This window comes from Vibrio sp. SALL6, from assembly GCF_002002385.1.
GTDB lineage: Bacteria > Pseudomonadota > Gammaproteobacteria > Enterobacterales > Vibrionaceae > Vibrio > Vibrio parahaemolyticus.
In genome coordinates, this window is sequence record NZ_MQVK01000028.1 from 1 (window position 1) to 15,236 (window position 15,236).

Annotated in this window: 10 protein-coding genes; 7 read left to right on the forward strand and 3 right to left on the reverse strand. The window is 47.6% G+C overall.

The features are described 5' to 3' along the window. The first annotated feature begins 272 nt into the window (after window positions 1-272). The 4 genes from BIW15_RS18335 to BIW15_RS18350 all read left to right on the forward strand — a co-directional run bounded on the left by BIW15_RS18335 (window position 273) and on the right by BIW15_RS18350 (window position 5,173). Window positions 273-1,904, forward strand: coding sequence for a methyl-accepting chemotaxis protein (locus tag BIW15_RS18335; RefSeq protein ID WP_015312995.1), 1,632 nt, complete (start codon window positions 273-275; stop codon window positions 1,902-1,904). A gap of 293 nt (window positions 1,905-2,197) precedes the next feature. After that, window positions 2,198-3,145, forward strand: a complete 948-nt coding sequence (locus tag BIW15_RS18340; RefSeq protein WP_077281413.1) for an HlyD family secretion protein — start codon at window positions 2,198-2,200, stop codon at window positions 3,143-3,145. Between the two features lie 4 nt (window positions 3,146-3,149). After that, a complete protein-coding gene (locus BIW15_RS18345) occupies window positions 3,150-4,076 on the forward strand; it encodes an ABC transporter ATP-binding protein (RefSeq protein ID WP_005487744.1) in 927 nt (308 codons plus the stop codon). Beyond that, window positions 4,076-5,173, forward strand: coding sequence for an ABC transporter permease (locus tag BIW15_RS18350; RefSeq protein ID WP_005498311.1), 1,098 nt, complete (start codon window positions 4,076-4,078; stop codon window positions 5,171-5,173). Before BIW15_RS18345 ends, BIW15_RS18350 begins: the two co-directional genes overlap by 1 nt. Before the next feature lie 109 nt (window positions 5,174-5,282). Here BIW15_RS18350 and BIW15_RS18355 read toward each other — a convergent pair whose 3' ends face one another. From BIW15_RS18355 to fdhF, 3 genes are all read right to left on the reverse strand, one after another. Beyond that, window positions 5,283-5,654, reverse strand: a complete 372-nt coding sequence (locus tag BIW15_RS18355; RefSeq protein ID WP_005487881.1) for a hypothetical protein — start codon at window positions 5,652-5,654, stop codon at window positions 5,283-5,285. 176 nt (window positions 5,655-5,830) lie between these two features. Further along, entirely contained in the window at window positions 5,831-6,778 is a 948-nt protein-coding gene (locus BIW15_RS18360) for an endonuclease/exonuclease/phosphatase family protein (RefSeq protein WP_077281414.1), read from the reverse strand. Window positions 6,779-6,850: 72 nt separating this feature from the next. Further along, entirely contained in the window at window positions 6,851-11,119 is a 4,269-nt protein-coding gene (fdhF, locus tag BIW15_RS18365) for a formate dehydrogenase subunit alpha (RefSeq protein ID WP_077281415.1), read from the reverse strand. Window positions 11,120-11,361: 242 nt separating this feature from the next. Between fdhF and BIW15_RS18370 the strand changes: the two genes are divergently transcribed. The 3 genes from BIW15_RS18370 to BIW15_RS18385 all read left to right on the forward strand — a co-directional run bounded on the left by BIW15_RS18370 (window position 11,362) and on the right by BIW15_RS18385 (window position 15,234). Then, complete coding sequence (locus tag BIW15_RS18370; protein ID WP_077281416.1) at window positions 11,362-11,775, forward strand: hypothetical protein; 414 nt, start codon at window positions 11,362-11,364, stop codon at window positions 11,773-11,775. Window positions 11,776-11,993: 218 nt separating this feature from the next. Continuing rightward, window positions 11,994-13,415 carry a TolC family protein gene (locus BIW15_RS18380; RefSeq protein ID WP_179115304.1) on the forward strand — a complete coding sequence of 474 codons (1,422 nt, stop codon included), beginning with the start codon at window positions 11,994-11,996 and terminating at the stop codon, window positions 13,413-13,415. 103 nt (window positions 13,416-13,518) lie between these two features. After that, window positions 13,519-15,234 carry an efflux RND transporter periplasmic adaptor subunit gene (locus BIW15_RS18385; protein ID WP_031856070.1) on the forward strand — a complete coding sequence of 572 codons (1,716 nt, stop codon included), beginning with the start codon at window positions 13,519-13,521 and terminating at the stop codon, window positions 15,232-15,234. The last annotated feature ends 2 nt before the right edge of the window (window positions 15,235-15,236 follow it).

Below are 15,236 nucleotides of genomic sequence, written 5' to 3' on the forward strand. Positions count from 1 at the left end.
CTATAATAAGAAACAAAAATCGGGATAAAATAAATAATAATCATGTAACAGTTAATTTTCCTATAAACACCAAATTGAAACACATTATTAATTTCCATTTATTTATAAATTATAATTAATTTTATAAATAACAAGGATTTATTTTAATTATGAACATTTAGATTACGACTTAATTTTATTCACGATAAATTTATTTGAGACATTAATCACACTATATTTCAAATCTCAGTAATAGACTCCGAGCCTTTCAAACCCCCATTATCAGTGAGTCTATGAAACTTTCTAATTTAAGTATCAAGTATAAAATCAGTGCGCTGATTTTGATCATTTCGTTATCTGTTATCGCTCTCTCCGTTTTCTTTACATCTGAAATCAAGATGATAGAAGGAAAGCTTACCGTATTTTCTGAAACCACCGTACCTAGCGTATTGCTCGTAAAAAATACCGAAATTGAACTCGGAATTTTAAGAAAGGATGAATTCTCTTTATTAACTAATGTGAATCACCCTCAATTCATGGAATGGGTAGCCGGATTAGAAAAATCTGAACAGAAAATTGATAAATATCTAGACCAATATGAGAAAGGACTGTGGGATCAACGCGACCGAGACGCTTTCAATAAAGTAAAAAGTGCCTGGGTTAAATACAGTGCGTTTAACAATGAATACGCGAAGTTGCTATTGAATAATAAAATCGACGAAGCAAATGAAACATTGTTAAACGGATTTTCTACATTCACACAATTATCCGATGCGATTCGTGATTTAGTGGAACTAAACCAAACCTACGTACAAGAAGATATTGCTAGCGCTCATGAAGCAGTGCGCAGCGCAATCACCTACAGCATTATTGCTATCGTCGCGCTATTGGCACTGAGTTTTACGCTAGGCCTATTCCTAACCAAACAGATCTGCACACCACTAAATTACGTGGTAAACATGGCGTCGAAAATCGCGTCGGGCGACCTAACTTACCAGCTTCCACGTAACAAAATTGGTCATGATGAGCTAGGCACCTTGGCAGATGCCTGCGTTGATATGCAAGCGAAGTTGCTTACTTTGGTCGACAGTATCTCGTCAACCACAGCTCAAGTAGGCACCGCCATTGAAGAAGTGAGCGCGATTTCCGAACAAACTTCAACAGGCATGGATGAACAACAAGTTCAGCTAAACCTTATCGCAACAGCAATGAACGAGATGCAAGCGACAGTAAATGAAGTCGCCAGCAACACCGAAGCGGCGTCAGAAACGGCAAACAGTGCTTCTCACGATGCGAAAGAAGGCCGCGGCGTCGTTCAAGAATGTATTAACCAAATCCACGAAGCGTCATTGGCGATTCAATCGGTTGGCAACATGGTGACAGAACTGGAACAAGATGCGTCTAACATTAGCGTTGTGGTTGACGTTATCCAAGACATCGCGGAACAAACCAACTTGCTTGCGCTTAACGCTGCCATTGAAGCTGCGCGCGCTGGTGAACAAGGCCGTGGTTTTGCCGTCGTAGCGGATGAAGTGAGAACGCTAGCAAGCCGTACTCAAGCTTCAACCGAAGAGATCATCACGATCATCTCTAAACTGCAAAATTGTTCGAAGAGTGCCGTTTCAGCAACAAATAACAGCAGCGATTTGATTCAAGAGTGCGTTGAGCAAGCACAAAAAGCCGGTGCAACCATCGACCAAATCGAAAAAGGCGCAGATAACATTGCTGAAATGAGCATTCAAATTGCGAGTGCTTGCAGCGAGCAAAGCTCGGTAACAGAAGAGCTGCATCGCAACGTGGAACACATCAACCAGTTCTCTAGCGAAGTGGCGACAGGTTCACGCCAAACAGCAATTGCATGTCGCGATTTAAGTGAGCTGGCGGTAGGTCTACAAGAGATCGTCGGCCAATTCAAAACTGCATAGTCACTCACGTCATTCTTATCTATTCAAGCCCAGCGATGATCGCTGGGCTTTTTTAATGTCATTTGCCGATAAAAACCGGAGCTTGGTCAAGGTTCTTTAAATTGAGGCCTTCATTGCCCTCTCCCAACGCTAAGCCTCTCTATTTAAAAAGAATCGCTTGTAGATAAAATGCTAAGCTCTAAAAAGAAATCGTTATGGATGGCGGTTAGCGACGGGTTGGCAGGCTCAATCAACACGCTCCCGTTCGCAAGTTATCTATTCATGCATTACTTCTTCAAAGGAAGCACCGCACTATGAAGCGAATCATTTTTGGCACATTGATTATTGCCCTTTTAAGCGCCTGTTCAAAAGATAACACGCACCAAGCGCTTGGCACTTTAGAGCGTGACCGCGTAACATTTACTGCCACATCTAATGAGATAATTAGAGCCCTTCCTGTCAAAGAAGGCAGCTTGGTCAGTGAAGGGGAAGTGTTGGTTCAGCTCGATACCAAGAATCAACAAGCAGTTCTTGCACACGCCGTTGCCGAGCAAGCCAAAGCGGGAGCGTATTTGCTTAAATTGACCAATGGTGAACGCCCAGAAGACATTGCTGCTGCATCGGCTCGCGTAGCCCGAGCGGAAGCGCAGCTCACCGAAGCGCAGAAAAACTATCAACGCAAAGCAGAACTGGTGCGTAAAAAGCTCATCAGTCAATCCGAAAAAGATTCCGCTCTTGCGGCAAGGGACTCGGCGAGAGCCGAATTAGACTCAGCAAAAGAAGAGTTCAGTAAGCTCACCGCAGGTTCTCGCCTCGAAGACATCGAACAAGCTAAAGCCGCTTTAATGGCGGCAAAAGCAGAAGTAGCGTTGCAAGAGCAAAAACTGGCAGAACTCACCATCACGGCCACGCGTGACGGTACGCTCGATAATTTGCCTTACAATCTTGGCGAACGCGTACCAGTGAACGGTGTGGTTGCCGTGATTCAAGCCAACCGCGTGCCGTATGCGCGAGTGTATGTTCCTGCCGATTATCGAATCGGGTTTATTCCTGGGAAAACCGTGACGGTAAATGTCGATGGCCTTGAGAGTCCATTACAAGGCACCGTACGTTGGGTGGCTAGTGAGCCTTCATTCACGCCCTACTTCGCACTAACCGAAGAAGAACGTTCACGGTTGATGTATCTAGCAGAAGTTGATTTACCTGACTCTGCAAAAACGTTGCCGTCAGGTGTGCCTGCCCAAGTAGATTTGGTGGAATAAGCCAATGACCGAGTATGCAATTCAAGCTCAAAATGTGGTCAAAAAGTTCGGCGACTTTACTGCTATCAATAACATCACACTCAACGTGCCCAAAGGCAGTATTTACGGATTTTTGGGGCCAAATGGTTGTGGTAAGTCGACCACCATTCGTGTGCTCACCGGCCTTCTCAGCCCAAGCGAAGGCAGTGTGGATGTGCTTGGATTAGAAATCCCAAAACAATCCGAACAACTGCGACTCAAAATTGGTTACATGACACAAAAGTTCTCGTTGTACGATGACCTATCCGTTCAAGAAAACCTCGAATTTATTGGGCAAATTTTTGGTTTAAGCAGCAAGTCGCTGAAAGAGCGGATCGAAGAGCAGCTCACCACTTACGGGTTGGATCAATTGCGAAAACAGCGCGTAAGCGGTATGAGTGGCGGTCAAAAGCAGCGCCTTTCACTCGCCGCCGCGACCATGCACAAACCCGAACTGCTATTTTTGGATGAGCCGACATCCGCCGTTGACCCCGAAAATCGCCGCGATTTTTGGGAGCAGTTGTTCGACTTGTGCGATCAAGGTACGACGATTTTGGTCACCACGCATTACATGGACGAAGCGGAACGCTGCCACCGTCTGGCGATCATGGAATCGGGCGAAATTCGTGCCGATGGCGAACCCGAACAGTTAATGGAACAGATGGGCGTTAATATCATTGAGGTGAAAGCCGACAAACTTCGTGAACTCAAAGAAAAGCTGATTCAACGTGACGAAGTTCGCTCTGCGGCGCAGTTGGGGATTCGTTTACGCATCCTTATCCACCAGCATGTCGAGCAGCCGATTGAATGGTTAAAGCAGACGTTTCCCGAACTTCAAAACGCTGAAATGAACCACGCTCGCCCAAGCTTAGAAGATGTTTTTGTCAGCGTGACAGGGAAAGGCCGCCAATGATGAAACCTATCGCTCGCATGAAAGCCGTCATGATCAAAGAGATTCGCCAACTTTCCCGTGACCGAATCACATTTGGCATGGTGGTGATGATCCCACTTATCCAGCTTTTGCTGTTCGGTTTCGCAATCAATACGGACATTCGCAACATTCCGGTAGGTGTTGTCGACCAAAGTGGCAGTACCGCCGGGCGGATCATTACCCAGTCCGTCAAAGTCACTCAAGTGGTGGATATCAAAGAAACCTATGCCACCGCGCAAGAGGCTGAACAAGCGATTCAAGATGGTATTGTGCGCGCCGTGCTGATTTTGCCAAGCGATCTCACACAACGCATGATGCAAGGTCGAGAGCTTGGCCAATGGATTGTGGATGGGTCAGATACCATGATCAGCTCGGCAATATTGTCGTTGCAAACCATGCCATTGACCGATTTTGATTTCGAGATTCGCCCAGCGCCAAGCAAAACATTCGAAGTCGCACTCTACTACAACCCAAGTCGGCGTTCTGCGGTCAATATCGTACCCGGCTTACTCGGTGTGATTCTCACCATGACGATGATTTTGTTCACCAGTGCCGCGATTGTACGAGAACGTGAACGGGGAAATTTGGAGCTATTGATCACCACGCCCATCCACTCAATAGAGCTAATGGTGGCGAAAATCGTGCCGTATATCTTTGTCGGCTTAATTCAGGTTTTCATCATTCTAGGGTTGGGACATTGGATTTTCGGCGTACCAATTAACGGTGCAATCAGCCAAATTCTGTTTGGAACCTTGTTGTTTATCGCCGCCAGCTTAACTTTAGGATTGGTCATATCCACCATCGCCACAACACAGCTTCAAGCGATGCAAATGACGGTGTTCATTCTTCTGCCTTCGATTCTGCTGTCTGGATTTATGTTCCCTTACGAGGGCATGCCAGTCGCTGCACAGTGGATTTCAGAAGCCCTGCCCGCCACTCACTTTATGCGCATGATTCGAGGCATAGTGTTGCGAGGAGCGGATCTGATGGACTTATGGCGAGATACCCTTTGGTTGCTCGGGTTTACCGTATTTGGATTGGTCGTCGCGTCACTAAGGTTTAAGAAATCGCTCGATTAAAGTTGCCCATTTTTATCTTCCGTAGAAACAAAAATAGCCTCGACAATGAGGCTATTTTTGTTTGGAAATTTGAATGTCTAACAGGCAATGCTCAATGGCACGATTCGGTTTAGTAATATTCTCCAAAAGAACAATCGCGTAAGTCAGAAATGCTGTAGTTCTTCAACGAGTTAATTTTGAAGTTAAAAACCACTTCTTTACATACCATCCCGTCTCGGTCGGTATAGGTGATGAACCCTTCACTGTAAGCACGCTTGCCATCAGAGGATTTAACATGCGCAGCAAGCTCTAAATGCCCTTTGTGAGCTTCTACGCGGTTCATCATTTCAAACACATCCATCCACTCTTCGCGATTTGCCATTTGTATCAACATGGATTTGGCCTGTGTTTCCAACTGCTGCGGATACACGTAATAACGGTTGTAACCAAAGTATGCGCACATCAGTAATAGAACGAGTGCAAATGAGGTTGTTCTTGTCATGCAAGCTGCCTCTTGTTGTTATAAAAACTCTGCTTCGTTAATTCAGTATAGGAAGCGAGCAAAGTTTAGGTTATAGAACTTGCTCAAATAACAGAGGATCGTCAGAGACAGTCAATTCTATGACAAGCTCAGCACAGGTTTTACTTATGAAACACAACAAATTCTAAGAGCTTGAACTATGGAATATGCACACCGATCTGGGTTGTCACCATGCGGTGATCTGAGCCTTGTGGAAAAGCAGAGGATTCACGAGAGCAAATGATTCGCTGTCCTTGCTCAGATTTTAGCCACAAATGATCAATGCCTATCATCATCGGCTCTGGCACGTTGATGCCTTTGATGTTAGTTGGCCAGCTCGTCACTGGCGCGGTTTGAAAACTCGGGAACAGCGTAGAAAAACGAGGGCTAACCGAGGAGAGATTGAAATCCCCCACAACCAACACCTCTGGCTCGGGATAAAGCGCGGTCAGCGTTTCTATGGTTCGCACCAACGCATTTCTTTGATGCCAAAGCTCGCTGGTTCTTGGTGACGGTGGATGAGCCGCAAACAAAGTGATCGGTGCTTGACCTTTAGGCAGCCAAACCGCTCTGATGACTTCTTGTCCATTTGGCGCACGATAAACCGAAACTTCCGTGATGGGGTGTCGGCTAAGAATCATCAAATTTGAAGGGTACCCTACGTCACGTTGGCCACCATAATAATGCGGATAGACATCATCCAACATGTGCAAAAGGCTGCCAGCACGCGGCGTCAGCTCTTGCATCACCACCAAATCAGCAGGATGCCTCAACAGATAGTTGATGAACTGATTGATGTCTGAGTTTTCGTAAAAAAGATTGAATTGAATGACGCTCAAAGACTGCGAGCAAGACGCCACATGGCTGCGCTGCGGCGGAACAAGTAACAAGACAAACAAAATAGCGATAAAGGCAGAAAATGCACTTTGCAACCATCGGCGAACGATAAAAAACGCCGAGGCTAAAACAACGTAAGTGAACACAATGAAGGCGGGAATCGAGGTAAGATTCTCCGCCCACCAAATATGTTCAATTTGCCTGACCGCCAGCCAAATAAGAGCGGGTAGGAGCAATATGATCCACTTAAAAACGCTCGACACACGCACTGCTCGTTTCGCTATTACATATCATAAGCTTAAATGCAATTTCTCAACTCGCCAGTGCGTGAAGCGTTGATGTTAGACGTGGTGTACCGCCTCCTCGACAGGCTCTGGTTGAGCGGCCGTTTCACTGATTTCAATCTTAACCGCTGCGACTTTGAATTCAGGAATTTTCGCATGCGGGTCCGTTGCCGTAGTCGTCAAGCGGTTGACTGGCGACTCAACGAAATGGAACGGAATAAACACGACGCCTTTTTGCATTCGCTTGGTCACAAACGCATCAATTTCGATGCTGCCACGACGAGTCGACACTTTTAGGCGCTGACCATTGTGGATACCAATTGCTTCGGCATCTTCAACACTGATCATCGCTCTTGGCCCAGCAAGGTTATCCAACCCTTTCGTTTTGCGTGTCATCGTACCGGTGTGGAATTGTTCTAGCACACGCCCTGTTGTAAGCACCAAAGGATACTCTTCGTCAGGCAACTCAGCTGCATAACGGAACGGCACGCCCACCATTTGCCCTTTCCCTCGGGTAAATTGGGTTTGGTGCATAATACGAGTACCGTTTGGATTGTTCTTGTTACTTGGCCATTGAACACCGTTCGGCGTGATCGCGTCCCAACGCAACCCTGCATATTGCGGCGTTACACGCGCGATCTCGCTAGTGATTTCAGAAACACACTGGTAATGCCAATCGCTGCCCATCGCGTTTGCGATCGCTTGAATGATCCACCAATCTTCTTTCGCCTCACCCGGCGCTTTCACTGCCGCATTAACGCGCTGCACGCGTCGCTCAGTATTGGTGAAGTGACCGGATTTTTCCGCAAATGAACAAGAAGGCAATACCACATCGGCGTACTGCGCCGTCTCGGTGAGGAAGATGTCTTGCACGACCAAGAAGTCGAGTTCTTCTAACCCTTCAATCACGTGTGCTTGGTTTGGATCGCTCAGTACTGGGTTTTCGCCCATGATGTACATCCCGCGAACTTCTCGTTTGCACGCCGCATCGATGATTTCCGTTAGGGTAAGCCCTTGCTCAGAAGGTAAGTTCGGCGCATCCCACTCAATCGCGAATTTCTGACGAACAATCGGGTTATACACCTTTTGATATCCCGGATAGCAGTTCGGCAAAGCACCCATATCACACGCACCTTGTACGTTTGATTGACCGCGCAGTGGGTTAATACCACCACCCTCAATACCGATGTTGCCACACAACAATTGCAGGTTTGCAATCGAACGAACGTTGTCGTGCCCTGTTGTATGCTGGGTAATACCCATTGAGTAATACACCGCCGTGCGTTTTGCCGTACCAATCATTCGCGCCATCGCGAAAATATCGTCCGCTTTTACGCCCGTCACTAACTCAACTTTGTCGAGGTTGTACGCTGGCGACATCACCTCTTGAAGCAAGGTATCAAAGCCGTCGACGCGCTCTTCGATGTATTCTTGATCGTACCAACCATTTTTGATGATTTGCTGCATCACGCCGTTGAGCAACATAACATCCGTACCCGGTCGATGCGCTAAGTACAGCTCTGCATGTTCGGCCATGTCTACTCGTTTCGGGTCTGCCACAATCAAGCGTGCCCCGTGATGACGAATCGCCTGTTTGATGTGCGAAGCGATGATCGGATGCGCAGATGTGGTGTCAGAACCGATAATAAAGATCACATCGGAATGCTTAATGCTTGGAATGTCGTTGGTCATCGCACCACTCCCCAACGATGCTTCAAGCCCTGTCACACTTGATGCGTGACACAAACGTGCGCAGTGATCAACGTTGTTCGTACCCAGTTCACGACGGATGAATTTTTGAAACGCGTAGTTATCTTCGTTAGTGGTTTTCGCTGAAGAGAATCCGGCCAGTGCGTTGCTACCAAAATCTTGCTTGATGGTCGAAAGCTTCGAAGCCACTAGCTGAATCGCTTCGTCCCAAGTTGCTGGCTGCAACCAACCATCTTTACGAATCAGTGGTGTCGTTAAACGCTCTTCGCTGCTAATGAAGTCAAAACCAAAACGGCCTTTCACGCACAGCATACCTTGGTTAACCGGCGAATCCGCCCCTTTTACATAGCGGATTTTGTTATGTCGCTCATCGACAAACATGGTCAACTTACAACCCACACCACAATAGGTACAAATGGTATCGACGGCTTTTAGCTGTTCGGTTCTGCCTTGAGAGCGGTCACGGCTGTCCACCATCGCGCCCGTAGGACATGCCTGAACACACGCCCCACATTGCACGCATTTTGAATCACCCATGAGCGTCAAACCGCTGCAACTTGCGCCTTTTTCATCGGAGCGGAATCGTGGACGATCATCTGGTCGTAAAGCTGGTCGGCCATTTTTATCCGACACAAAACTCAACACACCATGTACCGCTTGCTCGCGGCATGCTTGAATACACTGACCACAACTGATGCAGCGGTTAGCATCAAATTCAATGAACTCAGAACTGCGGTCTACTTCGTATTTATGACGAAGATCTTTCGCTCGCAAATCGAGCCAATCTTGATGACCAATCACGCTAGCAGAGGAAACGTCCACGGAAACATCGAAATGTTGCTCGGCATGATATTCCGTTGAGTAATCTCGCAAGGCACAGTCGGTATTCGCTTGACAACCACACTCTAAGCAGCGCGCCGCTTCTTTCATGGCCTCTTCGTTATCAAAGCCCAGTTCCACTTCAGCAAAACTCTGCTCACGCTGCGCTGGGGTCAACTCTGGCATGATTGAACGAGCAACTTTTTGGATATTTTCGAAATGAAGTGGGTCTACCTGCGCCAGTTTTTTCTCTTTACGAGAGTTGAACGCAGGTTTCGGCATATCCGCCATATCGCCATTGAGGAACAGATCAATCGCTTTTGCCGCAACTCGCCCATCACCCACTGCTTCAACCGCTGTCGCAGGACCACGACGAAAATCACCGATACTGAAGATATTGCCCGTACCCGTGTGCATGGTTTGCGCATCGGATTCAGATGTGTTCCAACGCGTTAGTGGAATAGACAAGTCATCGTTTTCTAAGAAGCTGAGATCCGGCTTTTGCGATACTGCTGCAATCACGGTATCAAATGCTTCAGTAAAGAACTCACCCGTTGGTTTCGGGCTACGACGACCAGACACATCTGGCTCACCTAACGCCATTCGTTCTAATCGAATTGCCTTCACGCGGCCGTTTTCATCCGCGATGTTTTCCGCCGGATTCGTCAAGAAATGGAACGTCACGCCCTCATATTCAGCTTCGACGATTTCGTAGTCTTCAGCTGGCATTTCGTCGCGAGTTCGACGATAGATCAAAGTGGTATCGGCACCCGCACGACGCGCCGTACGCACACAGTCGATCGCAGTGTTACCACCACCAATCACGGCAACTTTTTTGCCCGTAACATAGTTTTGTTTTGTAACGTAATCTTTCAGGTAATCAACACCGAGATAACAGCCGTCCAAGTCGCTACCAGGATAATTCATTTCTACCGCTTGAGACGCCCCCACTGCCAAACAGACAGCATCGTAGTCTTCACTCAATTGAGACAGCGTGAAATCAACACCAAGCTTTTTGTTGGTTTCAACTTGCATGCCGTTGCGGCACATCAGTTCGATTTCTTTGTCTAGAATGTCTTTGGGTAGGCGATATTCAGGAATGCCGTAGCGTAGCCAACCACCTGCTTTTGGCATGGACTCAAATACGGTGACGTCATAACCTTCATTCGACAAGTAATAACCTGCCGTTAAGCCACCGGGGCCACTACCAACAACGGCGATCTTGCGATGCTTCGCTGGTTTTTTCTCTGGGACATACGCTTCATGCGCCGCTAAATCTGCGTCTGCGGCATGGCGTTTGAGTTGGCGAATGGCAATCGGCTCATCCACCAAAGAACGGCGACACTCACTTTCGCAGAATGCCGGACACACGCGCCCAATCGACAACGGCATTGGCAGTGTGCGTTTAATAACTTCAATCGCTTTTTGATGATCGTTTTGCGAGATATGGTAGAGATAAGATTGGATGTCTACTCCAGCAGGACACGCCGTTTTGCATGGCGCTTCACAGTCGGCGTAGTGGTCCGTCATGATTCGGTTGAGCGCTTTTCTGCGGTGCTCGCTCAGTTGTTCTGATTGTGTGACGACATTGAGACCGCGGTACACTTTGAGGTCACAGGCGCGCTTAGTTCCGTCACTTTCCACTTCGACAACACACAAATCACACGGAATTTTCTCGTTACTTTTGTTCATTCCGCACAGTGAAGGGATTTCGACCCCACACACTTTGGCTGCTTCCAGAAGGGTTAGCCCCTCTTCTACAATTCTATATTTTCCATCGATGACAATTTCTATCATACAACCCCCGAAGCAGGCACGTTAAACCTTACATTCTATAAGGATAACCCCTACCATGGAAAGTTCGTGTGACAAAAAACTCAATAAAGAGATATTTATTGGCGATTAATATGTCTAACCTCTCCCAAGATGCACCAAATATCTCACGTTTACTTGGGGGTGAATGCTTGACTTTCCCCCTAGGGTAACCTTTATTATTAAGCGGTTACTCGTTATTTACACTCATTTTGACAGGACTCCGTATGCGCCTTAAATCACTGCATACAATTTGGCTAACGTTATGTACAACGCTGATACTGCTGGTATCTAGCGTGGTTAACAGCGCGCCTTTAATGAGTATCAAAATGATGTCGAGTGGCGCTATGATGCCTGAACACATGACAGAAATGGCAAGCACGAACGATCACTGCGGCTCCCCGAGCATGGAGATGGCCTCATCGTTGAGCTCCGACTCTACAGAAATGACCATGAGCTGTGTTGATGGCTCCGGCATGATCCACAATTGCTGCACAGCATCTTGTTCATTCGTTTTCGTCCCGTTACCAGCCCCTGTCAGCCAGCTATCCCCACTGGCTTATCGCGCATCCATTGCCTCAGAAATCACCGCACCAGTGGTACAAGTCACCCATGATTTGTATCGGCCTCCGATAGTTTAATCCATACAAAGCATTCGACCCTGCATCCTTTTGCAGGCAGTTTCTTTGCGCCCAACTGATAGCGTGCTCACCTCAGCTATACGCTCGTAACTTCATTTGTTACCTGCTATTTAGCGATAAAAAAGTGCGTCATCCGTTTGGCAAATACCAACGCTCTCCCGCTCAGTTCAATCGTTCCCGAAACGCAAAAGAGCTTGGTATCAATTTGGATGTAAATTATGGAATTCAACCCAAATCGCTTAGTGGCACCAGTATGCTCACTGGCTCTGGTTGCCCTACCAGCTTTCAATGTGGTGGCACAATCGCCAGCCAATACGAAAGCACAACAAGAAGCGCAAGCTCAGTCAATCCAAGCCCAATCAACCAATGAGCTAGCAAACCTCATTAGCATCGCGTTGAGCAACGATGGCAACCGCAAGCAATTCTATGCTCAATCGGAAGCGATGCGTGAAACAGGCGTAGCCAGCGCAACCTTGATGGACCCGAAACTGAAAGTCGGTTTTAGTGGTTTGCCTGTCGATAGCTTCAAATTTGACGAAGATCCGATGACCAATATCTCCGTCGGTTTGATGCAACAGTTCGAACGTGGCTCGACGCTCAACCTTCAACAAAAGAAAGCCAATCAACAAGCCGATGGTTTGTCTCTGCAAGTTCACGCACGGGAGCTTGAAGTGGCAAACAGCATGACTCAGCTTTGGTTGGAGCTAGGCTATCAGCAGAAGGCAGAGCAAATTTTGCTAGAAAACCGTCGGCTCATGACGGAGATGGAAAACTTCATTCAAACCAATTACTCAATCGGCAAAAGCGAAGCGCAAGATTTACTGAATGCACAGCTTCAAGTGAGTAAGTTGGATGAAAAGCTGCAAGCCAACGCACAAATGCAGCGCCGTTTGGTCTCGCAACTCTCAGAATGGTTGGGCTCTGACTGGCTCAATACCTATACCCAAAACGGACGCTCAACACTTCAAGCCAGCAACACACTGACTTGGGCGTCATTGAACCAAAAGTTGTCTGCAAATAGCGAAACGACCAAGCACTACCAACAGTTGAGTGATCACCCGATGGTGAAAATGGCAGACGTAAGTATTTCTGCCAATGAAACTCAAGTGGACATTGCAGAGCAAGCCTACACGCCTCAATTCGGTGTGGAAGTGATGTACGCCTATCGTCAAGCCAACAATATGAAAGGCGAACCTGCATCGGATTTGGTGAGCGCGTATTTAACAATGGACATTCCCCTGTTCACTGGCAATCGCCAAGACCGCAACTTAGCTGCCGCCCAGTATCAAGTGGGTGCCGCTCGCTCACAAAAAGATACGTTACTGACTCAGATGAACGCGAAGGTCAACACATTGCTGGTTGATCGCGCCAACTTGAGTCAGCGTTTAGAGCGTTATCAATCCACCTTACTTCCCCAAGTTCAAGCTCGAATTCACGCGGTAGAAAGGGGTTATCAAAACAACACCGCACAGTTTAACGACGTGATCATGGCAAGCACAGACGAGCTGGCGCTAAAGCTCGAACAGCAACGTCTTATTACCGATTTAAACATCGTAAACAGCAACTTAGCGGCTTTATTGGGTGGTTTCGAATATCAAGTATCCACACCCAACATCACGCCTGAAGCAAGCGCGAACTAAAACAAAAACATGAAAGAACCCAAGTTTGGGGACGATGGCGAATGCACACCAATAAACAATCAACATCGCTGTCATGCCTCATGGGGAAAATAAGGAATTAGGAATGAATTCAAATTCAATCAAGATAGCAACCATCGCTCTGCTTGTTGGCGGGGCACTAGGGTTTGGCGTTAATCAGTATCTATCTGGTGCAAACCACGACATGAGCGGCACAAGCGGTAGCGCTGCGAGCAGCTTAAACGAGCCACTCTATTGGGTTGCGCCAATGGATCCAAATTATAAGCGCGACAAACCGGGCAAATCGCCAATGGGCATGGACTTGATCCCAGTGTACGCCGAAGATCTCGCAGGTGAACAAGACAAACCCGGCACGGTAAAAATTGCCCCATCAGTTGAAAACAACTTAGGTGTAAAAACCGCTCAAGTCTCTTTAGAGCAACTTTCACCTCGAATTGAAACTGTCGGATATATCGCATTTGACGAAAGTCATTTGTGGCAAACCAACGTTCGCGTGGCGGGCTGGGTCGAAAAGCTTTACATCAATGCCGTGGGTGAAAAGGTCAACAAAGGCGATGTGCTGTTCACGCTGTATTCGCCTGAGCTAGTCAAAGCACAAGAAGAGCTGCTGAACGCCTACCGAACTGGGCGCAGTGGCCTAGTGAAAGGCGCGACAGAACGTTTGGTGACACTGGGTGTTGATCGTTCTCAAATCAGAGCCATCACTCAACGTGGGAAAGCATCACAAACTATTGAAATTAAAGCTCCGGAAGATGGCGTCATCGCGAGCTTGAACGTTCGTGAAGGTGGTTACCTATCCCCTGCTCAAGCGGTGATCAGCGCGGGCCCACTTGAAAACGTATGGGTGGATGCCGAAGTGTTTGAGCGCCAAGCTCACTGGATGAAAGCAGGCAGCGACGCCACTATGACGTTGGATGCGATTCCGGGTAAAGAGTGGCAAGGCAGCGTCGATTATGTGTATCCAATTTTGGATCCTAAAACGCGCACGCTTCGTGTTCGTCTTAAATTCTCTAATCCCAATGGCGAGCTGAAACCGAACATGTTCGCCAATATTGCCTTGCAACCTGTCAGCGACAACGCGGTGTTAACCATTCCAAAGTCGTCCGTTATCCGCTCGGGGGGTATGACTCGCGTCGTGCTGTCTGAAGGAGACGGCAAATACCGCTCAACGCGCATCGAAGTCGGGCGTGAAGCTGACGACAAAATCGAGGTACTACAAGGCCTGACTCAAGACGATCGCATCGTAACCTCAGCTCACTTTATGTTGGATTCAGAATCGAGCCAAACGGCTGATCTATCGCGCATTTCATCACCGACCGAAGCCACTGCACAAACGGCTTGGACGAAGGGCGAGATCACTGATGTGATGAAAGACCATCGCATGTTGACCATCAACCACCAGCCCGTACCAGAGTGGGATTGGCCGGGGATGGTTATGAACTTTACCCTCGCTGACGGCGTCGATATGGGCTCGCTGAAAAAGGGCCAAGCTATTGAGTTCGAAATTCAAAAAGCCGCATCGGGTCAATACGAAATCGTTGATTACAAAGCCGATGACACCGTTCTCGCGACTGACGTTTGGGTAACGGGAGACATCAGCATGCTAATGGCGGATTTTGGCATGATCACGCTCAATCACCTTCCGGTTTCAGAATGGAGCTGGGATGCCGGTGAAATGAACTTCTCTGTGGGTGATGAAGTGGATTTATCCGGTTTCAAGGAAGGTCAGAAAGTCCGATTTCTAGTTGAAAAACAAGGTTCTGACTACGTTTTAAAACAAATTGAAGCGATCGAGGGCTAACT